This is a genomic window from Saliphagus sp. GCM10025334, from assembly GCF_042663485.1.
Lineage (GTDB): Archaea > Halobacteriota > Halobacteria > Halobacteriales > Natrialbaceae > Natronosalvus.
This window is the reverse complement of sequence record NZ_JBHTAF010000001.1, coordinates 723,264-746,112: the sequence shown is the minus strand read 5'-3', so window position 1 is coordinate 746,112 and position 22,849 is coordinate 723,264. Positions and strand designations below refer to the sequence as shown.

Annotated in this window: 17 protein-coding genes; 6 read left to right on the top strand and 11 right to left on the bottom strand. The window is 64.1% G+C overall.

Annotated features, from left to right (window positions below; translation table 11 throughout):
* Positions 1 to 12: 12 nt before the first annotated feature.
* The 3 genes from ACFQO4_RS03410 to ACFQO4_RS03400 all read right to left on the bottom strand — a co-directional run bounded on the left by ACFQO4_RS03410 (position 13) and on the right by ACFQO4_RS03400 (position 5,343).
* The gene (locus ACFQO4_RS03410; protein ID WP_500259576.1) at positions 13 to 2,454 is read right to left on the bottom strand and encodes a PAS domain-containing sensor histidine kinase; all 2,442 of its coding nucleotides are present in this window, start codon (positions 2,452 to 2,454) and stop codon (positions 13 to 15) included.
* 348 nt (positions 2,455 to 2,802) lie between these two features.
* Positions 2,803 to 4,977 (bottom strand): DHH family phosphoesterase, encoded by a 2,175-nt coding sequence (locus tag ACFQO4_RS03405; protein ID WP_500259575.1) that lies wholly within the window; start codon positions 4,975 to 4,977, stop codon positions 2,803 to 2,805.
* Between the two features lie 99 nt (positions 4,978 to 5,076).
* Positions 5,077 to 5,343, bottom strand: a complete 267-nt coding sequence (locus ACFQO4_RS03400) for a hypothetical protein (protein ID WP_500259574.1) — start codon at positions 5,341 to 5,343, stop codon at positions 5,077 to 5,079.
* A gap of 331 nt (positions 5,344 to 5,674) precedes the next feature.
* Between ACFQO4_RS03400 and ACFQO4_RS03395 the strand changes: the two genes are divergently transcribed.
* Entirely contained in the window at positions 5,675 to 6,397 is a 723-nt protein-coding gene (locus ACFQO4_RS03395) for a metal-dependent hydrolase (protein ID WP_500259573.1), read from the top strand.
* Between the two features lie 89 nt (positions 6,398 to 6,486).
* Positions 6,487 to 6,882 (top strand): OsmC family protein, encoded by a 396-nt coding sequence (locus ACFQO4_RS03390; protein ID WP_312912392.1) that lies wholly within the window; start codon positions 6,487 to 6,489, stop codon positions 6,880 to 6,882.
* Positions 6,883 to 7,009: 127 nt separating this feature from the next.
* Here the strand turns inward: ACFQO4_RS03390 and ACFQO4_RS03385 are convergent, their stop codons facing one another.
* The gene (locus ACFQO4_RS03385) at positions 7,010 to 7,456 is read right to left on the bottom strand and encodes a DUF4870 domain-containing protein (RefSeq protein WP_500259572.1); all 447 of its coding nucleotides are present in this window, start codon (positions 7,454 to 7,456) and stop codon (positions 7,010 to 7,012) included.
* Positions 7,457 to 7,595: 139 nt separating this feature from the next.
* On the opposite strand from ACFQO4_RS03385, the gene ACFQO4_RS03380 reads away from it, so the two are divergent.
* Positions 7,596 to 8,663 (top strand): mRNA surveillance protein pelota, encoded by a 1,068-nt coding sequence (locus tag ACFQO4_RS03380; protein WP_500259571.1) that lies wholly within the window; start codon positions 7,596 to 7,598, stop codon positions 8,661 to 8,663.
* Positions 8,664 to 8,688: 25 nt separating this feature from the next.
* On the opposite strand, the gene ACFQO4_RS03375 is transcribed toward ACFQO4_RS03380, so the two are convergent.
* The 4 genes from ACFQO4_RS03375 to ACFQO4_RS03360 form a co-directional block, all read right to left on the bottom strand.
* Positions 8,689 to 9,453, bottom strand: coding sequence for a TrmB family transcriptional regulator (locus ACFQO4_RS03375; RefSeq protein ID WP_500259570.1), 765 nt, complete (start codon positions 9,451 to 9,453; stop codon positions 8,689 to 8,691).
* Positions 9,450 to 12,554 (bottom strand): efflux RND transporter permease subunit, encoded by a 3,105-nt coding sequence (locus tag ACFQO4_RS03370; protein ID WP_500259569.1) that lies wholly within the window; start codon positions 12,552 to 12,554, stop codon positions 9,450 to 9,452. The genes ACFQO4_RS03375 and ACFQO4_RS03370 overlap by 4 nt, the downstream gene beginning before the upstream one ends.
* A 157-nt stretch (positions 12,555 to 12,711) precedes the next feature.
* On the bottom strand, positions 12,712 to 15,807 hold the full coding sequence (locus ACFQO4_RS03365) for an efflux RND transporter permease subunit (protein ID WP_500259568.1): 3,096 nt from the start codon (positions 15,805 to 15,807) through the stop codon (positions 12,712 to 12,714).
* Positions 15,808 to 15,915: 108 nt separating this feature from the next.
* Positions 15,916 to 16,650, bottom strand: a complete 735-nt coding sequence (locus tag ACFQO4_RS03360; RefSeq protein ID WP_500259567.1) for an MBL fold metallo-hydrolase — start codon at positions 16,648 to 16,650, stop codon at positions 15,916 to 15,918.
* Between the two features lie 161 nt (positions 16,651 to 16,811).
* Here ACFQO4_RS03360 and ACFQO4_RS03355 point away from each other — a divergent pair, with 161 nt between their 5' ends.
* Positions 16,812 to 17,468: a DUF7344 domain-containing protein gene (locus ACFQO4_RS03355; protein WP_500259566.1), complete on the top strand. Its 657-nt coding sequence runs from the start codon at positions 16,812 to 16,814 to the stop codon at positions 17,466 to 17,468.
* 259 nt (positions 17,469 to 17,727) lie between these two features.
* On the top strand, positions 17,728 to 18,453 hold the full coding sequence (locus tag ACFQO4_RS03350; protein ID WP_500259565.1) for a hypothetical protein: 726 nt from the start codon (positions 17,728 to 17,730) through the stop codon (positions 18,451 to 18,453).
* Between the two features lie 159 nt (positions 18,454 to 18,612).
* On the opposite strand, the gene phoU is transcribed toward ACFQO4_RS03350, so the two are convergent.
* A complete protein-coding gene (phoU, locus tag ACFQO4_RS03345) occupies positions 18,613 to 19,284 on the bottom strand; it encodes a phosphate signaling complex protein PhoU (RefSeq protein ID WP_500259564.1) in 672 nt (223 codons plus the stop codon).
* A 311-nt stretch (positions 19,285 to 19,595) separates the two neighbouring features.
* Between phoU and ACFQO4_RS03340 the strand changes: the two genes are divergently transcribed.
* Entirely contained in the window at positions 19,596 to 19,862 is a 267-nt protein-coding gene (locus ACFQO4_RS03340; RefSeq protein WP_312912402.1) for a MarR family transcriptional regulator, read from the top strand.
* 231 nt (positions 19,863 to 20,093) lie between these two features.
* On the opposite strand, the gene ACFQO4_RS03335 is transcribed toward ACFQO4_RS03340, so the two are convergent.
* Together ACFQO4_RS03335 and ACFQO4_RS03330 are read right to left on the bottom strand one after the other, a co-directional pair.
* The gene (locus ACFQO4_RS03335; protein WP_500259563.1) at positions 20,094 to 21,110 is read right to left on the bottom strand and encodes a lipid II:glycine glycyltransferase FemX; all 1,017 of its coding nucleotides are present in this window, start codon (positions 21,108 to 21,110) and stop codon (positions 20,094 to 20,096) included.
* A 2-nt stretch (positions 21,111 to 21,112) separates the two neighbouring features.
* Complete coding sequence (locus ACFQO4_RS03330) at positions 21,113 to 22,726, bottom strand: alkaline phosphatase family protein (protein ID WP_500259562.1); 1,614 nt, start codon at positions 22,724 to 22,726, stop codon at positions 21,113 to 21,115.
* Positions 22,727 to 22,849 lie beyond the last annotated feature (123 nt).

Below are 22,849 nucleotides of genomic sequence, written 5' to 3'. Positions count from 1 at the left end.
TCTATCTGGTACCTACTCGGTAGTGGCTGGTACCGGAATGGACAACGAAAACGTCGCTCCCTCGTCCGGCTCCGAGTCGACCCAGATGTCGCCGCCGTGGCGTTCGACGATTCGCTTACAAAGCGCGAGTCCGATACCCGTACCGGCGTATTCTTCTTGCGTATGAAGTCGCTGGAATACATCGAAAATTCGATTCTGATCCTCCTGGTCGATTCCGATCCCCTCGTCACAGACCGACACGACCCACTCGTCACCGTCTCGTGTGGCCGAGATGTGAACGCGTGGCGGTTCGTCACCGCTGTATTCGATAGCGTTATCGAGCAAATTCTGGAATAACTGGCGAAGCTGGCTCGCGTCACCCTCGACCTCCGGGAGATCGGCAATCGTGACGTTGGCGTCGTGTTCTTCGATCTGAAACTGGAGATCGGCCAACACGTCCTCGAGGATTGCGTCCAGTTCCACCGGTTCGAACGCATCGCCCTCCGTCTGGATACGGGAGTACTCCAGTAAGTCCTGGATCATCGACCGCATCCGGTCAGCACCATCCACCGCGAACTCGATGAATTCCTCACCGTCCTCGTCGAACTCATCGGCATATCGATTCTCGATCAACTGGAGATAACTCGAGACCATCCGTAACGGCTCCTGGAGGTCGTGAGAAACCGCGTACGCGAACTGCTCGAGGCGCTCGTTCGACTCCTGAAGTTTGCGTTCGTACGTCTTTCGTTCAGTAATGTCACGAGCCACACCGACCACCCTGGTCGAACCGTCATCATCCTGTACGGGGTATCCAGGCGCTTCGATCCACCGTACGTTTCCGTCTCGAATAATTCGAATCTCCTCGTGCTTTGGCTCACTTGTTTCGAGAGCCTTCTCGATACCCTGTTGTGCTCGTTGTCGATCGTCCGGGTGAATTATGTCGACGAACTCCTCCCACGTTTCGACTGTCGTCCCATAGAGTGATTCTGCGGAGGGATAGAACGACGCTTCGTCGTCATCGACGTCCCAGTCCCAGACGACCGAATCGGTAGCATTGAGAGCGAACTCCATCCGGTCTCGGATGCGCTGGAGTTCCCACTCTCGTTCTTTTCGCTCGGTGATGTCCTGGACTGCGCCACGGAGCAAGACGACTTCTCCCTCATCGACGTCGGGGTCGCCCTTGACGTGAAGCCAGCGTACCTCGCCATCGGGTGTTCTGAACCGAACCTCCACGTCGAACGACTCGCCGGAGTCGAGTGCCTCCTCGACGGCGTGCTCGATGATCGATCGATCCTCCTCGTGGTAGACGTCGAGGGCTTCGTCCAGCGGTGGTTCGTCGCCGTCAGGTATCCCCAGAATCTCGAAGAGGTGGTCGGTCCAGAACACCTCTCGAGTGTCGGTGTCGATCTCCCAGCCGCCGACGTCCGCGATGCGTTCGGCCTTCTCCAGGAGTTCGCGCGTCAGTTCGAGCTCTCTTTCGCGCTCCTTCCGCTCAGTGATATCCCGGAAGTACACGGAGAGACCGGACTCAGAGGGGTATACGCGGACCATCGCCCAGATCCCCAGTGGGTCGGAGTACCGCTCGAAGCTCATCGGTTCCTGGGTGACCATCGTCGTCTCGAACTTCTCGAAGAGCGAGTCGGATTCGTCGACGTCGAGCACCTCCCAGGGTTTTCGCCCGAGAAGTTCTCGTTCCGACGTAGCGAAAAACGCCTCGGCGCGCTCGTTTACGTATTCGAACTGGAACTCGTCGTCGAGCGCGTAGAACGCGTCGTCAATTCGCTCGAAGACGTCGTCGAGTTCCCGCTTGAACTCGTCTCGCTGCTGTTCGAGCCGTTCAGCTTGCTCCTCTAGCTGCTGCTCGTACTCGCGACGCTCGGTCATGTCACGCGTGACCTTGGTAAATCCTCGAAGGGTGCCCTCGCTGTCGCGAATGGCAGTGATCGTGACGTTTGCCCAGAACCTCGAGCCGTCCTTACGGACCCGCCACCCCTCGTCCTCGACGCGACCCGCTGTCGCTGCGGTTTCGAGATTGCGATCGGGAATCTCGTCGGCGATATCGTCTTCGGTATAGAACGTCGAGAAGTGTTCGCCAGTGATCTCCGCTTCGGAATACCCCTTGATCTGCTCGGCTCCCTCGTTCCAGGTGACGACCGATCCCTCGGGATCGAGCATGAAAATCGCGTAATCTTTGACGGCACTCACGAGGGCGCTGAACTGCGCTTCGTCCTGGTGTGAGTCGTTAGCGTTTTCCTCAGCCTTCCACCAGATCCGACTCGAGTCGCCTCCCTGTTTGGTCTGAATTTCGCCCCGCTCAGCGAGGGCCTCCAGACAGTGACGGACGGTTTGAGGGGGCCACTCGAGCGCCTCGGCGACTTCCTCGGTGAACACTGGTGTCGATGGCTGATCGGTTCGACTGAAGAACTCCTGGACGTCCGCTATCGTACGTTCCGGTGGTGGTCCAGGCGAAACCATTGCTTCCGGATATCGCCGTGACCCTAAAAGTTTGCTGTTCTAGGTGTCGTTTCTGACAGATCGCCCCTCTCTACGCATACGACGTAGACTGTTTTTTCGATTCGACGGCTACGTCTTCGTCTAATTGAATCTCCAATCGTCAGTTCGTATCAGCGTGTTTTCGACTCTAGTCTTCCCCCGACGATGGGCCAGAGCGAAGCTATTGCTCGATTCAGGTTCCGGTTTTGGAAGAGAGTTGGCGTTCGTTAGGCGTGGCCCTGAATCCGACCTGGATTTTACCGAGTCAAGTATTTGTACCCCTTTTCGTATTCGGTACCGCTCGGGCGGGACGAGACGAGAAAAACTGACTTACGCGAGCGTCTCGCCGAGCGCTTCGAGCGCCGCCTCGCGGACGGCCTCGCGTTCGCCAGAGAGGAACTCGACGTAGCCGTCGCGCCCGCCGACGACGGTGATGCCAGCGTCGGGGACGATGGTCTCGAGTGTCGAACCGAGTTCGCGGACGTCGACGTCGTCGTCCGAGCGCACGTAGAGTTCGTCCTCGCCGACGCCGAGGGTGACCGACTCCTCGTCGCGTCGGTGGAGTTCGTCGAGCAACAGCGTCGTCGTCGGGAAGTCGAAGCGGTGGATGAACGCCGCGGTGTCGATCACGGCGACCGACCGACCGTCGACGTCGCGAACCTCGATGTTCTCCCGGGCTGTCTCGAGTTCCGTCTCGAGTTTGGCCCGGAACTGGGCGGCGACGTGAGCCGCGAGGTCGCCGTCGCCGGCGCCATCGAACAGCAAGTCGGCGACGAGTTCGCGCTTGTCCTTGTAGGACTGGTAGTACGCCTCGAGGGCGACGGCCTCCCGTCGCTCGGCGCAGGCGTCGGCGTCGTAGCCAGCATTTTCCGCCAGGTTGGCGTAGGCTTCCGGGACGTCGCCCCAGAAACTCACGGCGGGCAGGTGCTCGAGGTCGGCGCGCACGTCGTCGTTGACGTGGGCGGCGACGTTCGCGGCGAGCGTGCTCGTGGTGATCGCCGAGCGGTCGTCACTGGCGTCACCGTCGGTCAGCGACGGCGAAACCACGACGTCCACGGCATCGGCGACCGCCGCGTCGGCACGACTGTCGTCGATCACGAGTCGGTCGGCGCCGTAGATGTCGAGCAGTTCGAAGCCGTCCAGCGAGTCGGTCGTCGACCCGGCGTCGACGAGCACGATCAGCGGCAACTGCTCGCCGTGGCGGTCGCGGGCCTCGAGCATCGAGGTCACGTCGCCTGTGGCGGCATCCATGTCGTAGACGTGGCCGTCGAGCGGTCGGCGCTCGACGTAGTGGTAGACGGCGTCGTCGCGGGTGTGTTTCTCCTCGATTAGCGGCAGGATGGCGCGCTCGAGGGCGGCGCCGGCGACGTAGCCGTCGGCGGTCGCGCTGTGGCGGACGACGATGGGGCGTGCCTCGACGACCGCACGGCGGATGGCCGTCGCGGCGTCGACGATTTCGTCCTCGAGCGTCTCGACGAGCGGGTCGTCGACGAGCGGGGCGACGATGGTCGGGCGGGCCTGCTGGTCGATGGCGTCCTCGAGTCGCTCGGTGACGGTCTCGCGGTCCTCGCCTTCGAGCACCTCGAGGGTCTCCGTTTCGATCTGGAGGTCGCCGTAGTGACGTTCGACCTCGCCCTCGAGAGTGACGACGTCGCCAATCTCGACGGCGGGATAGGCGCGGACGCCGGCCTCCTCGAAGGCGGCGCACTCGACGGTGCCGGTCTCGTCGCTGAGTTCGAAGACCGTCGGGCCGCTGGTCTGGCGGACGCCCGTGATCTCGCCCTCGAGTCGGACGATGGAGCCGACCTGATTCTCGATCGTGTCGATGGTAGTCCGGTTGAGCGGTGTCGAGGGCGTCGCTTCCTCGGTCGCGCTTGCTGCGTGGGCACTTGAGCCCGAAGTCGAACTCGAGTCTGAACTCGAAGTCGAAGTCGAACTCGATTTCGAGTCCGAGCCGTGACCAGCGTCGGTCGAGGACGAGGTCGATGCAGCGGCAGCTGCCGGTGTCGATTGCTCGTCGGCGGTCAACGTCGTCTCGGTGTCAGCGTCGGCCGACACCTCGGCGGAATCCCTCGTTCGTGGCTCGTTCGATTCGTCAGTGGACTCGGTACCGTCGTCGGCTCGCTCGTCCGGCAGGATGTCGCCCTCGGGGGTCTGGATGACCTTCCCGCGGAACTCGCGGTCGTCCTGGCGGATCGACCAGCCGAGGTCGATGTTGCCGTTGTCTCTGACGTCCAATACTTGTACGTAGACCGGGTCGCCGGCCTCGAGATCGAGACTCTCGAGGCGACGATCCAGCTCGCTTCGATGGAGCAAACCCGTGACGTGGTCTCCGATGTCGACGAAGAGACCGAAGTCAGCGTAGCCGTCGACCGAACCCCGGTAGTACCGGGAGGTGACGAGTTCCGACGCGGAGGTGCCTTCGAATTCGAAGGCGACGTCCTCCTCGTGGAACTCACACACGTGGTCGTCGACGGGTTTGCCACAGATGATACAGGTACCCATCTACTTTTCACAAGCAGGTTCGTCCTAAAACGGTTGTCGAAATCCACTCGCGTCGTGATGGCGCGAATCGGCCGCCGAAATCGATAGCCGCGGGCGCGATCACTCCTCGAAGACCGGTGATTCCGCCTCGAGCGCCTCGAGGTCGTCGACGATCGCGCGAGCGTGCTCGGGAAAGAGCGCGGCCTGGAGTTCGTTCCCGTCGTCGTCCTCGAAGACGAGTTTGACGCGCTTGTCGCCGAACTCGCGGGCCTCCGCACTGGAGACGTCGAACAGTTTCGCGGTCGCGGACTTGTTCGTCGGGCCGACGTTCTTCACCGAGCCGTCTTTGAGTTCGATCGTGAAGTCCTCGAGCGAGAGGGTGAGCATACGCTGTACCCTCGTGGCGACCGCTGTAAAGATTGATGATTGACGGTGTGTGGTACTCGTTCGGCCCACGTGCGGGACTCGATCGTCCGTCGACAGTAGGCCAATAAAAGACACGGCATCGCCGTGTTTCGCTCCCGGTTCGCGTGAACCGGCAGTCCCCGTCTTCCTGATCGGTTTGACCGCGTGGTGTGTCAGCAGTGCGGTCACCGACTATCGACCCCATTGTCACATAAACATTGGTGATCGTACGCATTCGCAGTCGACGAGTGGAACCAACCGGTAGACGGTTGCGCCCACCTTTATGCCGACAACGCGAGTAGGTCGACCCGCAATGGAGCTCACCTGGCACGGCCACTCGACGTGGCACGTCACCGTCGGCAGTACCGACCTGCTGATCGACCCGTTCTTCGACAACCCGAAGACGGACCTCGAGGCCGACGACCTCGAGACGCCGGACTACGTGTTGCTCACGCACGGCCACGCCGATCACATCGCTGACGCCGGCGCCTTTTCCGATGCCACGCTCGTGGCGACCCCGGAACTCGTCTCCTACTGCCAGGACGAGTTCGGCTTCGAGGACGCCGTTGGCGGCATGGGAATGAACATCGGCGGGACCGTCGAGTGCGGCGACGCCTTCGTCACGATGCACCGCGCCGACCACACCAACGGCATCATGACTGACTACGAGGCCTCTGCGGGAATGCCGGGAGGATTCGTCGTCTCGGACACGAAACCGACCCAGGTCGAAGACGAGGAGTCGACGACATTCTACCACGCCGGCGACACCGGCCTCATGACCGAGATGCGGGAGGTCATCGGCCCGTACCTCGAGCCCGACGCTGCGGCGCTGCCCATCGGCGACCACTTCACGATGGGGCCGTGGCAGGCCGCCATCGCGGCCGATTGGCTCGACGTCGATTACGCCCTGCCACAGCACTACGACACGTTCCCGCCGATCGAGCAGGATCCCGACGACTTCGCTCGCGAGGTGAAAGCAGCGGGGAGCAGCGCAGAGGTCGTCGCTCTCGAGGGCGACGAGACGTTCGAACTCTGAACCGGCGGTTCGACACCTCGGGGCGGGCCCCGGCTGTTCCGTCCGAGAGAACAACGTTTACGCCGCGGGGGCACGATTGTCGACGTGCAATGACGAAAGAAGTGACCACCATTTCCGAGGAGGGATTCAGTGCGACGAACGAGGTTCGCGACTTCAGTGTCGACATCGACGCTACCGGCGAGGAGGCCCCGGACACGCTCGAGAGCCTGCTCGCGGCCTACGGCTCCTGTTACGTCCCCGCCCTGCGCGTCGGCGGTCAGCAGCGCGGCGTCGAGGAGCTGGGGAAAATCGAGATCGACGTCTCCGGTGACCTGAACGACGACGACAAACTCGAGTCGACGGCCTTCGATATTCGCGTCGAAGCCGACGTCGACGACGAGACGGGCCAGAAGATCATCGACCGCGCGTTCGAACTCTGCAAGGTTCACGACGCGTTGAAGGACAGCCTTCACGCCGACGCGTCGTTCCAGGGCGACGCGTTCTAATCGCGACGGCTGTCATCGATCGTTGTTTTCGCGGCGCGTCGGCGCTGTTTTCCCGCGGTGAATCGGCTATCGTCCCATTCGGTCCGTGTGCAGTTCATGACTGCCGAAAAATGCACACTCGAGCCGATTAGAGCAGGGTCGACTCCGCGAGGTCCCCGAGGACCGGAAGTCGGGTTTTCTTGCCCTGGAACGCCGTCACGACCAGGTATAGCCAGACCAGGAAGAGCGCGAACCAGACGAACAGCGAGACGATCGAGAGCCCGGCCCCGACGAGCCACCCGATGAGGAAGACGTCGCCCAGAACGATCGAGACCGTCACCCCGACGATCGTCAGGCCGGCGTACAGGGCGATCACACCGACGCAGAGGGCGATGCTCTGTGCGGCGTGGAACCTGGCGAACTCGTTTTCGTCCTCGAGCAGGTACACCAGTAATCCGCTGACGATGCCGAAGACGTACGACAGCGCCCCGAGAACGTTCTCGTCTGGTCCGAGGCTCGTCTCCTGGGTTCGTTCGTCGGCAATCGTCGTCTCCGCGACGTCCGTCACGTCAGGTGCGGGAGTGTCGTTTGACATGTGCGTACGTCCCTCACCACGTCGACCCTGATATCCTCATCTCGTGAAATTTGTTCACGGCGTGACGCGCTCGAGCCGGTTCGACACCGGACCGCGGCCGACCGCAGGTCACTTAGCCCATCGGCGTTCATCACGGAGTATGCAGATCAAGAGTCGCGAGCCCCTCGAGGGCGGACGCGAGCGGGTGACGGTCGTCCCCGAGAGCGTCGACGACCTCTGGCACCTCCAGTACGTCCTCGAGCCGGGCGACCGCGTCGCCGGCGACACCACCCGGCGAATCCAGCGCGACGACGAGCAGATGCGCGACACGGGCGGCGAGCGCGAACACATGTGGGTCGCCATCGCCGTCGACGACGTCGAGTTCCACAAGTTCGCCAACCGCCTCCGGGTCGGCGGCGAAATCGTCGCCTGCTCCCGGGAGGACCAGCTGGGATTTCACCACACGCTGAACGTCGAGGCCCGCGACGAACTCTCGATCGACAAGCGGTTCAAGCCCGACCAGAACGAGCGACTCGAGGAGGCCGCCGAGGCCACCGAAAATCCGGACGTCGCCATCGCGACTGTCGAGGAGGGCGAGGCCCACGTCCACACGGTCGCCCAGTACGGGACCGAGGAACGGGCGTCGATCACCGGTCCGACCGGGAAGGGCGAGTACGCCCGCGACCGCTCGGAACTGTTCGCCGAACTCGGGACCATCCTCTCGCGGCTCGAGGTCGACGCGATCATCCTCGCGGGACCCGGCTTCACGAAACAGGACGCGCTGAAGCACCTCGAGCGCAACCACCCCGAGGTTGCCGAACAAATAACGATGGTCGACACCGCGGGAGTCGGCGATCGCGGTGTTCACGAGGTCCTCAAACGCGGCGCCGTCGCGGACGTCCAGGAAGAGACCCGGATCGAGTCGGAGGCCGCCTACATCGACGAACTCACGAAGCGAATTGCCGAGGGAGCGAAAGCGGCCTACGGCCCCGAGGCGGTCGCCCAGGCTGCCGAGTACGGGGCCATCGAACGACTGCTCGTCCTGGACGAGAAGCTCCGCAAGGAACGCGGTCCCGAGGGCGACTGGGTGATGAACGTCGACGACGTCGTCCGAACGACCGAACAGAAAGGCGGCGACGTGACGGTCTTCTCGAGCGAGTTCCCGCCGGGCGAACAGCTCTCGAATCTCGGTGGTATTGCGGCGCTGTTGCGGTATCGCCTCGAGTAAGTTGTCCTAGCCCCGCGAGAGCCAGCTACTCCGCCCGTCCACGAGCCTCGCTGTTGGCCTCGATCAACTGGATCAATACCGAGGCGAATAGCGAGTCGGCGCTCCAGATGGCGGTCTCGCTCCCGTCGTCGTCGACGACGCTGAGCAGAATCGTCTTGTCGTCGACGATCAGAATCCGTCCCGAACGGTCGTCGGCCTGGCGATGGTCCGGGGACTCGAACACCGCGATGCCCTCGAGCCGTTCGAACCGCGACCGCACTTCGGGCGCGGCGCTCACGGCCGTCACCTCGAGACCCTCCTCGGCGCTGCTCTCGAGCAGTTGCTCGATCTCGTCGGTTACGAGCGGCGGAAGTCGTGCGCCGAAGATGATTCGGTCTTCGGCGCGCGAGCAGAGGTCGACCACGCGGTCGTCGATGCGTGCTCGACCGCGAACCGTCCAGATGTCCTCCTGTTCTTCCTCACCCCCGGGTTCCTCCCGGACGCGCTCGACGTAGTCGAAGGCGCGCTCCTGTTCTGACTCGAAGCGCGAGCGGAGGATCGAGCGCGCCTCCTCGAGGTTCACCGGTCGGTACCGGATGGGGCTGGACTGTTGCATCTCGAGGAGTCCACGGTCGGCGAGGCTCTCAGCGACGCTGTAGACCTGCGAGCGGGGCACGTCGGCGACGCTCGCCACGTCGCGGGCGGTGCCCGAGCCGAGTTGCTGGAGCGCGATGAACACCCGGGCTTCGTAGCTCGTGAGTCCGAGTCGTTCGAAAGACTCGATGGCGTCGTTCTCGGTCGGCGCGCTCATTCGTCGTCACCTCCGGCAGTCGCGCCGCCCGGTTCTCGGCCGCCGTCGCTGGCCGCCGTCGGCCGGTCGGTCGACCAGTCGGCGCTCGACAGGTCGGGGCCGAGGTAGCGCGTCCAGAGTACGAGCAGGGTCGGCAGGACGATCACGCTCGCGAGGAACGCGTAGATGATCGTCAGCCCGGTGATGATCCCGAACTGGCGCAAGACCGGCAGGATGGCGAACGCGAGGACGCCGAACCCGCCGACGGTCGTCGCGGCGCTGCCCAGGAGCGCGCCGCCGGTGCCAGTGACGGTCGTCTCCATGGCCGTCCAGACGTTCCCCTGGCGCTCGAGTTCGAGCATGTACCGGGAGCTGACGTGGATGCTATAGGCGATGCCCAGTCCGATCGTGAGGCTGGTGATCATCCCCGTGAGGACGTTGAAGGACATCCCCAGCAGATACATCGAGCCGAGGATCCAGCTCACCGCGAGCGCGACCGGCAACAGCGTCACGACCCCCAGCGTCGCGCCTTTCCCCGTCAGCCAGTAGGCCAGCGAGAGGAAGACCACGACCGCGACGAGCGTGATCAGCAGGCTCTCCAGGACGGTCTGCATCAGGTCGTTCTCGACGACGTAGTTGACGATCGGGTCGCCGGTAGCGGTCGCCTCCCAGCGTGGGTCGGTGCCGCCGTCGTCGATGCCGTCCGCGATGGCGCGTATCTCCGCAGTGACGTCCGCGAGGTCGGCGTTGCCCTGGACCGCGATCGATAGCTGGACCGCCTCGTACTCGCCGTCGTCGGTCCGGTAGACGTACTGGGAAGCCGACGGTTCGACCTCGAGCAGGTGATCGTAGACGCCCTCGAGGTTCTCAGTCGGCACCGAGTCGGGCCCGCCGCCGGCGGCGGTGAACGTCTCGTTGAACGACTCGTTCTCGGCGGCCACGTCGCGCATGGTCGACAGCGGCCCGGAGACATCGGCCTCGCCGTTCGGCAGGACGTAGACGACGTCCTCGTTTGCGGCGGCGGCCGATTCGGCCGCGTCGAGGCGCTCGAGCGTCTCCGGATCGGTGACGTCGCCCGTCACCAGAACCTGGGCGCGGACGTCCTGGCGCTGGAAGTGGTCGTTGACGTAGTTCAGGTTGGACTTCGCGGTGTACTCGCCGGGGCTCAACGGCCCCAGGTTCTCTGTCCAGGCGGGCGGACTTTCCGCGAGGAAGTCTTCCTCGCTGAAGGAGGTGTCGACCTGGCTCGCGCCGTAGACCCCACCTGCGGTCAACAGGAGTGCCGCGACGAGGACCACGAGGGGCACCTTGCGCGCGGCAGTGGATCCGAGGGTGAGGGTGTCGCTGAACCGGCCGCTCCCCGTTCCGAACGCCCGTTTTCGCCGGTCGAATCCGTGGGACTCGAGCAGGCCGTCGAGTTCGACCTTCGCGGCGGGGACGAGCACGCCGAAGATGGCCAGGGCAGCGACGATGCCGAACGAACTGACGATGCCGAAGTCGCGGATGGGCGCGATGGGACTGATGAGATTCGAGAGGAATCCGATGACCGTCGTTGCGGTCACCCAGACGAGGGCGACGCCGACGCCGGCGAGCGCTACTTTCATCGACCCGCGAACGTCGTCGGTCGTCCTCTCGTCCTCGCGTTGTTCACGGTGACGCATGAAGACGTGGATGGCGTAGTCGATCGAGAGGCCGATCAACAAGACGGGTACGGCGACGAACATCTGGTTGAACGCGATATCGGCCCAGCCCATGAAGCCGAACGTCCAGATCAGCACCAGCAGGATGCCGAGGACGCCCAGCGCGATGTCGATCAGGTCGCGATAGGCGATAGCCAGCGCCGCGACGACGAACAGCAGCGCCAACGGCCCGACGATGGCCAGGCTGTCGCCCATCGATCGATCGATCTCGTCCGTGATGACGCCCGCACCGAAGATGAGGTACTCCTCTCCCCCGTCGTGCCCGCTCGCGAGCGTCTGCATGTCGAGCTGGGCGTCGAGCGCGGGTCCGCCGCCACCGCCCATCTCGGCCATGCCGCCACCCTCGGAGGTCTGGGTGACGAACAGCATTCGTGCCTCGGCGGACGTCTCGCCCGGCTCGTAATCCGCGGGCATGAACGCGAGCGCGGCGGTGTCCTCGCCGTCGTCGGACAGGACGTCTGCGATGAGCTCTTCGTACTCGTCGTCGTCGAGGCCCTCGAGGGCCTCGATCTGTTCTTCGAGCGACGGCTGGTCGGCGGTCTGGAGGGCCTCCTGGTCCGCCTGGAGCGCCTCGCTATCCTCCTCGAGTTGCGCCCACTCGTCGGCGAGCACGCCGGCAGTGCCCTGCTCGAACAGTCCCTCGCGTTGCTCGGCGAGTTCGGCGGACTGGGTCTCGTAGGCTTCGTCGCTCATCTCGTCAGCCTCGTACTGGCGTTCGAGCTGGGCCTCCTGGTTGACGACAGCACGGAGGTCCTTGACCGTTGCCTCGAAGGTTGCTGCCTGCTCGGACTCGAGGTCCGCAGTCGCTTCGTCGGTGGTTTCCTCGAGTTGGGTTTCGATTGCGGCCGATTCCTCCTCGTACGTTCCCTCGTCGATCTCGCCGTTTTCGTAGGAGGCGTTGAGGGCGGCGTACTCGCGCTCGAGGCCGACGACGGTCACCAGCGACTCGTTGAGTCGTTCGGTCGTCTCGTTGAGCTGCTGGCTTCGATTCTCGAGTTCGGCGCCGCGTTCGGCGAGTTCGGCGGCCTCCTGGCTTCGAATGTGAGTGATCGCGGCGATGTTCTCGACACCGGTGATGGCGTTTTCGTCGACGAGGGTCGCGTTGATCGACTCGTCCTCGCGAAGCGCCTGCTGGAAGCGAAGCGAGTCGATCAGCGACTCCTGGGAGAGGACGTTCTCGCCGTTGCCACGGACGATCACCTGGACGGTCGTCGTGTTCTCGGCGCCCTCGACGGTGAAGTTCTCGGCGATGTACTCGGAGGCCGCGACTTCGGGCGACTCGCTCTCGAACTGCCCGAGCGAGGAGTCGTCGTCGACCATCGGTGCGCCGGCGCCTACCACGAGCGTGAGCACGAGCATGACCGCGAGCGCCGCCTTGCTGTGGCTCGTGATCGTTCCGCCGAGGCGATCGGCGAGACTCATCTCGAGCCTCCGTTCTCGTCTCGAACTGCTGGGGGTACCATTCTGTTGTTACGATCCTACTAAATCAGCGCATAAATACTCGTTGTTACGATTATACTAACAGATGTAGTCGCTGACAGGCCGCTGGTGGACGGGTGATTCACACGGCGACCGCAGCTCACTCCTGATCGTCGTCTCGAGTCGGCCGTGACCACGGTGATCCCCTCGAGGGGGCGATCGCGAGCGACGGAACGCGATACGGTTCCGGGGCCAGGTACCGCGTCCAGCAGGCGAGTAGCGTCGGCAGGAGGAGGATGCTCACGAGGAAGGCGTACCCGATCGTCAGCGCCGTCACCAGCCCGAACTGCCGGAGCAACGGGACGAGAGCGACGACGAGAACGCCGAAGCCACAGCCGGTCGTCACGACGCTCCCGGCCAGCGCGCCGCCGGTCGTCGATAGCGTCCGTTCGAGGGCGTCCCACGCGGTTTCGCCGGTCTCGAGCGCCTCGAGCTCGTGCGTGTACCTGGTCGTGACGTGGACGCTGTAGTCGATGCCGAGGCCGATCGTCAGGCTCGCCACCATCCCGGTCAGGACGTTGAACGGGAGGCCGAGGAGGGCCATCGTCCCCAGCGTGGCGCCGAGCGCGACGAGGACCGGGACCGCGGCCACGGCGCCCAGCGTCGCCCCGCGGCCCGTGACCCGGTAGCCGACGGCGAGCAGCGCGATGATCGCCCCGAGTGCGACCGCGAGCGCGCCGACGACGCTCTCGAAGAGGGTCCGCTCGAGCGCGTAGGTGGTGAGCGGTCCGCCGGTCGCGATGGCGTCGCCGGCGCCCCCGTCGCCCTCGAGCACTGCGGCGACCGCTCGCATCTCCGCGGCCGTCTCGTCGCTCTCGGCGCTGGTCTGCACCCCGACGACCAGTCGAATCGCCTCGTACTCGCCCGTCTCGCTGCGGTAGACGAGATCACTCGCCGAGTCGGGGTTGTACTCGAAGAGGCCGTCGTAGAGCCCCAGGTGGTTCTGGTCGGGTACGCCGTTCCCGGTCCGATCGGCCAGCGAAAAGGTCGCGTCGAAGGACTCGCTCTCGTCGGCCGTCGCCCGCATCACCGACAGGGGCGACCGTACGTCGGGTTCGCCGTCCGGGAGCACGTACACCACCTCGCTTGCCGCCGCGCGCGCCGACGCGTCCTCGACTCGCTGGAGGGTGTCACCCGCCGTGACGTCGCCACGCAACAGGATCTGTACCTGTCCGCCCTCGCGCTGGTAGCGTTCCTCGAGCACGTCGAGGGTCGACTGCATCCGGTACTCGCCGGGGGCGAGCGGGCCGAGGTGTGCCGTCCACGACGGGGGATCGCCCGCCAGGAACGAAGTTTCGTCGAACGTGGTGTCGACGTATGTCGCCCCGTAGGCCCCGCCGGCGGTCACCAGCAGGGCACAGACGAGGACGACGAGCGGCGCTTTCCGGGCGGCGACCGCGCCGACGGAGAGCGTTCGGGCGACCCGGTCGCTCCCGCCGATCGCTCGTCGACGCCGGTCGACGCCCCGCGCCTCGAGGACGGCGCCGAGTTCGACCTTCGCGGCCGGGACTGCTGCCCCGAAGACGACGAGCGCGGAGACGATGCCGAAGGCGCTCACGACCCCGAACTCCCTGATGGGGTCGATTGGACTGACGACGTTGGCGAGGAAGCCGATGGCCGTCGTCGCGGTGACCAGTACGAACGCCGTTGCGAGCCCCGCGAGCGCGCCGGCCATCGACGTTCGAACGTCGTCGGTCGTTCGGACGTCCTCGTCCTCGCTCTCGCCCTCGCGTTCCTCGCGGTGGCGCATCACCACGTGGATCGCGTAGTCGATCGAGAGCCCAATCAGCAGGACGGGCACGGCCACGAACACTTGCGTGAACGCGACGCCCGTCCACCCGGCCATCCCGAGCGTCCAGACGAGCACCGTCGCCGTGCCCGCGACGCCCAGTGCGATGTCGAGGACGTCGCGGTAGGCGATGGCGAGCGCCACGATCACGAAGAGCAGCGCGAGCGGGCCGACGATCACTAGGCTATCGGCTACCGCTCGATTGACCTCGTCGGCCACCAGGCCCATCCCGAAGACCAGGTTATCCTCGTCGTGCTCGAGCACGCGCTCCTCGAGGGCGAGCTGGCTCTCGACGACGTCGGGACCAATCTCGCCGGGTGGCCCCGCCCCGCGGTCGAGCGACTGGGTTACGAGCAGCAGTCGTTCGTCGGATTCCAGCGATCCCGGTTCGTACGACGACGGGAGGAGGCGAAGCGCTGCTGCACTTCCCGGACCGTCCTCGGCCAGCACCAGGGTGATCGCCCGGTCGAACCGATCGTCGTCGGCACGTTCGAGGGCCGAAATCTGCTCCTCGAGCGGCGGTCGGTCGAGGCGTTCGACCCCGTCGCGCTCGGCCTCGAGTTCCCGCGCTTCCTGCTGGAGGGACTGGAGGTCGTCGCCGAAGAGCCAGCGCGAGCCGTCGACGATAGCCTGTTCACGGTCGTCCTCGAGGGTCTCCATTCGAGCCTCGTACTCCCGGTCCGTGACGGAACCCGCGGCTCGCCGGCGTTCGAGGTCGGCCATCTCGCTCTCGATCGCTCGGACGGTCGCGGCCGCCCGTTCGAACTGCGTGGTTCGCTCCTGATCGAGGTCGGCCGTCGCGTTCGAAACCGTCGCGTTCAGGTCGGCCTCGATAGCGGCTGCCCGCCGGTCGTACTCCTCGTCGCTCACCTCGCCGGCCGCGTAGGAGTCGTTCAGGGCCTCGTAGTCGGCCTGGAGCGAGCCGAGTCTCTCGAGCGCTGACGCGAGGCCGTCGATCCGTTCTTCGAGGTCGCTCGCCCGGGTTTCAAGGTCGTTGGCCCGATCCTCGAGGGTGTCCGCCTGTTCCAGCCGGATGATCGCCGTAGCGACGACGTTCTCGATCCCGAGCGTCGAGTCGTTCTCGACCAGCGTCGGCCCGATCGCCTCGTCATCGCGGAGCGACTGCTGGAATCGGAGCCCCTCGAGCAGCGACTCGCGCTCGAGGGCGTTCTCGTCGGTGACGACGACGTGAGCGGTCGTCGTGTTCTCGCCCCGCTCCTCGAAGTGGCGATCGGCGTACGCGAGCGCCTCGCTCTCGGGGGTGTCGGTCCGGAACTGCTCGAGGGTAGTGTCCGTCTCGAGGGCGGGGATTCCCGCGCCGAAGAGCAGCGTCGCGAGGAGACAGCCGATCAGCACGAATCGTGCGTGGGTCGTGATCGCTTCGACCAGCCGGGAGCGCCGCCTCACGCGACCACCTGCCGACCGTGCGACCCATCTCCCTGCATTCGATGAGCCGTTGTCAGGCCGCGAGTATATAGCTTGATGACGACGCGTCTCGAGGCGGTGTGCCTGAAGCTACTCGACCGAAATCGTCTGGAGGTCCTCGGCAAATCGCACGTCGCCGTCGTAGTGACGGGCAATCGACTCGCGCATCTCCGTGTGGCGGCCGTCCGTGTGGGGGTAGAGGTGACTCAGGTAGACGCGACCGATCTCGTGCCCCTCGAGGACCTTCCCGAGTTCGCTCGGCGTCGGGTGGTTCGAGACGTCGACGTCGTCGGGGAACGAACAGTCGTGGATCAAGATTGCCGAGCCGTCGGCGAAGTTCGCCAGCCCCGCGAACGCCTCCGTGTCGCCGCTGAAGGTGACGTAGTCGCCGAATCGGTAGGCCAGACACGGCAGCGAGTGACGCGTCTCGTAGGCCTCGACGTCGAAGTCAGCCACCGTGAACGAGCCCGCCACGACCTCCCTGACCCGCAACTCGAGTCTGTCTTGCATGTACTCGTGGACCTCGAGCAAGCCGTCGACGAGCGCCTTCGTTCCTTGCGGGCCGACGATCTCGAGGTGCTCCTCGCCGGCGAGCCACCGGGCTTTCATCAGCGGAAGCAGGTCAGAGACGTGATCCAGGTGGTGGTGGGTCAGGAGGACGCTCGAGATTGCCTCGAAGCCGACGCCCGACTGCTGAAGCCGTTGGAGGACGCCAGCGCCGCAGTCGACGAGGACGGTCCGTCCCTCGTTCTGGACGAGCAACCCGGTCTGGAACCGTTCACCGGTCGGGATCGCGCTACCGGTGCCGAGAAACGTGACGCGCATACTCGTTGATGTGGCCGGATCACGGATATATGTTCGTGGCTGACTCGGCGGTGAGCCGTCGTTCGGTTGATCGGTTCGAACCGATGTGCACCGTCCTATCAAAAGTGATAGGTGAATCCATCAATTTATATGATGTGGTTTACGTATCGGGTAACGTACAAATGAGTCCCGGGGAGTCCACCCCGCCGGATCCGGCGTTAGCGGTCGGGGAAGCGTCAGCGACCGACGGGCGTCGTTCGGATGACTCCCCGTCGTCGCTTCCTCCTGACGACCGGTATCACATCTTACAGACGCGTCGTCGTCGCGATACGCTCCGGTACCTCCGTCGACGCGACGAACCCGTCGACGTCCGGGACCTCGCCGAGTGGGTCGCCGCGCGCGAACACGAGACGACGCCGGAGATGTTGACCTCCCGCCAGCGCCAGCGCGTCTACATCTCGCTCTACCAGACGCACCTGCCCAAACTCGACGAGTACGAGGTCGTGCGCTATCACAAGGACCGAGGGGCCGTCACCCCGCTGGCGCTCGTCGAACACTTCGACGAGTACCTCACCCCATCCGAGGCCAGGGACGTAGACGTAGACGAGGACGAGGGCAAGGGCGCTCGAGCGTGGTGGCGAACGTACCTCGCCCTGTCCGGTCTCGGCGTCGCACTGGTCGGTCTGGCGGCGGGCGACGTTCTCCCGTTCCCCGCACTCGCCGCCGCGAGTCTCGTCGTCTCCTCGTTCACGATGCTGTCGATTTTCCACGCGCTGGTGGCAACGGGACGGACGAACGGACTCGACCTCGAGGCGATCCAAACCCGAATCAGGCGGTGACGGCGGTAGTATGATCGGTCGCCGACCCTAATCGCGCTGCAACGTGGGCGACTCGGATTCGTTTAACCCCTCGAGCGGTGATAGGTTTCAATAAGACTGCTGAATACAAAGCGCGAATGTCGCACTCGACTCCGTTTGAATTACGACAGTGGAGGTCGGTCAGTGCAGGTGAGATATGTTTCGAATGACCGTAGCTCAAATCACTCCTTGAGGTTGGAGTATCTATTTAAGACACATTATCGTACTGACAGGCCACCGTATGAATCGTCGGGAACTTCTCGCTGCGAGTGCTGTGAGTGTCCTCCTCGGGGCAGGCGGCTGCATCGCCGACCTCGACCCACAGGATGAGAATTCCACTGATTTGGACGACGAAAATACCTCTAATGAGAACGCTGTCCCGGGCTGTACGTCGAAAGCAGAGTGGGCAGATGACCATACTGACGGCCCGTTTCCTAGTCCAGATTCGATCGCCGGTCATCGTAACTGTGCGAACGCTGACCGCCCGGAACCTACCGGAGATGTATGTGAGACGTTCGAGGTAGAAGGTGAAGACGGCGAAACTACCGAGTTTTACAGTGCTGGCGTCGAGTCGTACCCGGATCCACCATCGGATTTCGATGCGATAACGCTCCAGTCGTACGTGTTCGAGTACGAACTGGCCTACACGCAGAACTGGGCCGTACTGGAGCACGAGGGAGAAAAGGTCGTGGAGTTTTCGTTCACTTCTCACGACACTGCGATCATCGACGGAGACGACGAGATCACTGCCATCTATATTGCGTTCGGCTTTGCGTTTCGGAGAGCGTCCGGGTCTGGTACTGGCGGCTATTACGATGCCTTCGGTGAAGGTGCAATTTACGGGATCGACGAAACCGGAGTTGTACGCGCAGATGCAGACTACTACCACAATCTCGAAAACCTCCCCGACGATTCAGAGAATCTTCCCGACCCGGTTGAAGACGGCGATCTCCTCCAATGTTTTTGAGCAATACACACCTCATTTCTTTTGATCAATTCGCAGCTGTATGTGCCAGTTGGTTCGCCCTGATCATGTGAAATAAACGAGGGCACGGTGCTGCACTCATCCTCTGAATTCAGCACGCGATTCCTATCAACTACGAATGAAACCAACAGAGCCGGCGACTCAGTAGATGAGTTCGTCGTCGTTCTCGACCATGTACAGCGTCCGGGCGGCGATGTTGACCGCGTGGTCGCCTACCCGTTCGAGGTCGCGAATCGTCAACAGGAGGCGAGAGACGTCCTGGAGGAGGGTCTCGACCTCGTCGGGTGCGTCGAGTTCCCGCTCGATGAGGTCCCGAACGACGATCTCGCTCGCCCGTTCGGCGAAGTGGTCGAGGTCGTCGTCCCGAACCGCAAGTTCCCGACAGGCGTCGACGTCCTCCTCGTCGTAGGCCCGCAATGCGTCGTCGATCATTTCGAGGGTCAAATCGCCCATCGCCTGCACGTCGACATCGGGAAAGAGGTCCTGTTCCGCGTCGATGGTGTACTCTCCGAGGTTGACCGCCAGGTCGCCGATCCGCTCGAGGTCGGTGATGACCTTGAACGACGAGGCAATGAACCGCAGATCGCTGGCGACCGGCTGCTGGAGCGCCAGGAGGTCGATACACTGTTGCTCGAGGTCGAGGTACATCCGGTTGATCTCGCCATCGCCCGTGATGACCTCCTGGGCGAGGTCCTCGTCTTTTTGCTCGAGCGCGTCGAGGCCCATCCGGAGGCGTTCCATGACGACCTCACCCATGTAACAGATGTCCGATCGAAGCTCCAGAAGCTGTTCCTGATAGGAGGTTCTGGCCATGCACGAATCACCGCGGCCGGCGTCCAAATACCTTACGTACGGGTGCATCATCTTCCCGTCGGCGTTCTGGACTCGAGCGCGTCGGTCACGCCCGACCGACCCCTCGTTTGCTACGGCAGAAACGATTATACACCCTATATGAGATCGTTGTACTGGCGGAAAATCGCCGCTACGACCCGTTTTACGGGTTTCAGTCTCGAGGCGTCTCAATCACAGTGTATCGACGTATAGTGACCGCATAGTTCCGTGAACGATGGGCGCCGTTGATAGTGCGGTCCGTGGTCGAGTCACGTACCGACCCGCCTCGACCAATGAGCGTTACAGATACCGAACACACTAGCGACGAATCGACGCAGAGTACACTGGTCAGCGACCTCCCGCCGAGTGCCAAACTGGTTTACAAGGTGCTCGAGTACGAGGGCGCGATGACCCAGGAAGAGATTGCGACGGAGTCTCGGTTGTGCGCGCGGACCGTCCGCTACGCGCTCACGAAACTCGAGAACGTCGACTGTGTCGACAGCCGCCCGTCGCTGCGAGACGCGCGCCGGTCGATCTACACGGTCGACGGCGAGTTGTAACGGCCGATCGGCCGTTCTTCGGTCGGGGGTGGCCCGCCCCGTAACCCTGTCACACCATCGCACCACCACTATCGGGCCACCCATTCTTCGATCGCTCACCTGGTGAGCCGTCGGTTCGTCCCTCGAGTCGTGATCTGCCGGAAACCTCCCGGGCATGACCTGCCATCGTCTCTCGCTCGTCGGCCGCTTCATCGCTCGTCCACCGCTTTCTCACACCAATCCTCTCCCGTCTCACTTTCGCTTCCGATACCTGTCGATCAGCACATCGAGTCCGAACGCCCCGGACGTGACCGTGTAGTAGGTCTCGAGACGCGGATTGAACTTCGCCTTGTAGCGGTTGATGCTCGGCACGCCCGCCCCGACCAGGTCGTAGCGCTCGAGGCCGGCCTCGAGGCCGTCGCGCATGACGTGCCAGTCAAGCAGGTCGTTGACCGGTAAGTCCACGCCAGCATCCGGTTTCACCCCGCCCTGCCAGCGGTAGCGTGTCGAATCCGACTCGAGCACCAGGATGCCGCCCTGGAAGTCACCGTTCACGCGACAGACGTAGGGCCGAACCGATCCTCGGGGAAGTTCCTCGTAGAGCGACCGAACGAACGACGCGGAGAGGTGAAACGACCGACCCTGACTCGCGTAGCGCGACCGGACCTGCTCGACGATCCGGTCGATGTCGTCGATCGACCCCTCCTCGATTACGTACACGCCCTCGAAGTCCTCGGCACTTCGTACGTTGGATCTGGCATCGCTGCTGAACGTATCGAGCAGCCCGGCGGGATCGCCCTCGAGGTCGACGACGTAGGTGTACTTTGGTTCGACCTCGTAGCCGTTCCAGACGAAGGGTCGAACGTCGCCGATGCGAACCGACTCGAATTTGGCGTACATCGGCGAGAGATGCTCGTCGATCCACTCGAAGCTTTCCTCGAGGAACGTCTTCGTTCGCCGGTCGGCCTTACGCCGTTTCAGCTTCCCGAAATTGCACGTGACCGGTCCGAGGTAGCAGGCCCAGGAGTACGGCGCTGGCGAGAACGCTCCCGTGACCGGCCCCTTCCTGAACTCGAATACGGGAAAGAGGCCGACAACCTCCTGGCCCTTGAATCCGACTAGCGGGTGGACCGTCGTGTTCGTGTCCGCTGCCTGCAGCGCGAGCGACTCGGCCCGGTAGAACGGGTGCGTCCGATCCGCGTGTTCGACGTACCGGTTCCACTCGTCGGCGTCTTCGCGGACGTCCAGTCGTTCGATTTCGATGCCCATGATCAGAGGTACCCCAGGTCGGTCAGTCGCTCCTCGACGGTCGCGTCGTCGGTGGCCGTGATCGAGTCCGGGTCGTAGCTCGGGTACGCGGCGCGTTCGCTCGCCTCGACCACCGGGAGGACCTCGCCGTCCATCGCCGCGTCGACGTTCACGTCGAAGAACGAGCAGATCGTCGGCGCGACGTCGAAGATCGTTGCGTCCGAGAGCGAGGCGCCCTCGTCGAAGTCCGTCCCGGCCGCGGCGATCACGCCCGTTCGCTTGTGGTTCCAGGACTCCCAGGGTTCGGCGAAGTGCTCGCCCTCGAGTCCCTCGACGATTGCGTTGTCGAAGCCCGCCGGAACCGTCACGATGTCGGGTGCGCGCTCGAGTTCGTGCCCGTCGAAAACCGCCTCTCGCGGCTCGACGGCCTCGAACATCGGCTCGCCATCGGGCGTCTCGACGGCACGGAAGTCCTCGATGAGGGCCTGCCGGTAGGCGTCGTATTCCCCGGTCGAGACCTGGCCGTTGGGCTCTCGTCCCTCGAGGTTGATCCTGACGCCGAGTTCGCTCTTCGAGCGAAGGTACGCCCTGGAGTTGGGGAAGTCGACCTGCTCGCTCGCCGACCGGATCACGTCGTTCGGCACTCGCTTTCCCACGGCCTCTTTCAGGCCGACGCGCTCGAGCGCGTTTGCGACGCGCTGGGTGGTGAGACCTGCCTGGGCAGCCAGGTTTATCGCTCGCTCGAGCGTGCTCCGGTCGTGGGTGCCTGCCGACTCGCCCTCGAGTAAGTCGTTCTGCCAGGCCCGCGACCAGGTGGGCATCCCCTCGCCGCCGCTCTTGGCGACCACGTCCCCGCGGTCGCGGAGGAACTCGTTGATGCGGAACTCCCAGCCCTCGACTCGGCCCATGCCGTGGTCGCTGACGACGAGGACGTTGTCCGGTTCGAACTCGAGGATGATCCGGGCGAGCTGGTCGTCGACGGCCCGGTAGACCGCCTCGACGGCTCGCTTCTCGCCCGGACGTTCGTGAAACACGGAGTCGGTCTGCTGGAACTGGAGGAAGGCGAACGCGGGGTCGAATCGCTCGAGGAGGTATCGAACGGCCCGTCCGCGTCCCGCGATCGTCCGCTCGTAGCTCTCGATCGACGTCGCGGGTTCGGGGCCGCTTCGAGGATAGATCCAGTACTCGCCGCACTCGGCTGTAATCTCCTCGAGGATCCCTTCGGGATGACACGGTGGATCCTCCGGCGCGGTCATTCCCGGAATCAGCGCGCCATCGAACTCCCGTGTCGGGTGGGTCACGGGCACGTTGACGACGACGCTCGAGAGGCCGTGGTCGCTCAGCAGTTCCCAGATCGGGCGGGCGCGAACGTGCGAGGCGTTGACCACGTCCCAGTCGTACCCCTCGAACCGGAGGAAGTCGTACACGCCGTGTTTGCCCGGGTTCTGTCCCGTGTAGAGACTGGGCCAGGCGCTCGCCGTCCACGGTGGCAACTGTGACTCGAGCGGGCCGCAGGCACCGACCTCGAACAGGCGACGAAGCGTCGGCGTCGTTCCCGCCTCGAACAGCGGATCGAGTACCGGAAAACAGGCGGCGTCGAGCCCTACGACGAGCAGTTGTGGTCCGTCGTCATCCATACTCGAGTGTTGGTCGTCGGCGCCATTGTTATGCAACTGCATTGACCGTGTACGTCGAGACTTCCCCCGGTCGGCGGACGATACAGACGGGTTCCGGGGGGTCGTAAGCCGACGTTGAACAGC

What these genes read in the sequence shown, in the direction of transcription:
- ACFQO4_RS03410 (WP_500259576.1), bottom strand. Translation starts at nt 2,454, where the DNA reads ATGGTTTCGCCTGGACCACCACCGGAACGTACGATAGCGGACGTCCAG.
- ACFQO4_RS03405 (WP_500259575.1), bottom strand. Translation starts at nt 4,977, where the DNA reads ATGGGTACCTGTATCATCTGTGGCAAACCCGTCGACGACCACGTGTGT.
- ACFQO4_RS03400 (WP_500259574.1), bottom strand. Translation starts at nt 5,343, where the DNA reads ATGCTCACCCTCTCGCTCGAGGACTTCACGATCGAACTCAAAGACGGC.
- ACFQO4_RS03395 (WP_500259573.1), top strand. Translation starts at nt 5,675, where the DNA reads ATGGAGCTCACCTGGCACGGCCACTCGACGTGGCACGTCACCGTCGGC.
- ACFQO4_RS03390 (WP_312912392.1), top strand. Translation starts at nt 6,487, where the DNA reads ATGACGAAAGAAGTGACCACCATTTCCGAGGAGGGATTCAGTGCGACG.
- ACFQO4_RS03385 (WP_500259572.1), bottom strand. Translation starts at nt 7,456, where the DNA reads ATGTCAAACGACACTCCCGCACCTGACGTGACGGACGTCGCGGAGACG.
- ACFQO4_RS03380 (WP_500259571.1), top strand. Translation starts at nt 7,596, where the DNA reads ATGCAGATCAAGAGTCGCGAGCCCCTCGAGGGCGGACGCGAGCGGGTG.
- ACFQO4_RS03375 (WP_500259570.1), bottom strand. Translation starts at nt 9,453, where the DNA reads ATGAGCGCGCCGACCGAGAACGACGCCATCGAGTCTTTCGAACGACTC.
- ACFQO4_RS03370 (WP_500259569.1), bottom strand. Translation starts at nt 12,554, where the DNA reads ATGAGTCTCGCCGATCGCCTCGGCGGAACGATCACGAGCCACAGCAAG.
- ACFQO4_RS03360 (WP_500259567.1), bottom strand. Translation starts at nt 16,650, where the DNA reads ATGCGCGTCACGTTTCTCGGCACCGGTAGCGCGATCCCGACCGGTGAA.
- ACFQO4_RS03355 (WP_500259566.1), top strand. Translation starts at nt 16,812, where the DNA reads ATGAGTCCCGGGGAGTCCACCCCGCCGGATCCGGCGTTAGCGGTCGGG.
- ACFQO4_RS03350 (WP_500259565.1), top strand. Translation starts at nt 17,728, where the DNA reads ATGAATCGTCGGGAACTTCTCGCTGCGAGTGCTGTGAGTGTCCTCCTC.
- phoU (WP_500259564.1), bottom strand. Translation starts at nt 19,284, where the DNA reads ATGGCCAGAACCTCCTATCAGGAACAGCTTCTGGAGCTTCGATCGGAC.
- ACFQO4_RS03340 (WP_312912402.1), top strand. Translation starts at nt 19,596, where the DNA reads ATGAGCGTTACAGATACCGAACACACTAGCGACGAATCGACGCAGAGT.
- ACFQO4_RS03335 (WP_500259563.1), bottom strand. Translation starts at nt 21,110, where the DNA reads ATGGGCATCGAAATCGAACGACTGGACGTCCGCGAAGACGCCGACGAG.
- ACFQO4_RS03330 (WP_500259562.1), bottom strand. Translation starts at nt 22,726, where the DNA reads ATGGATGACGACGGACCACAACTGCTCGTCGTAGGGCTCGACGCCGCC.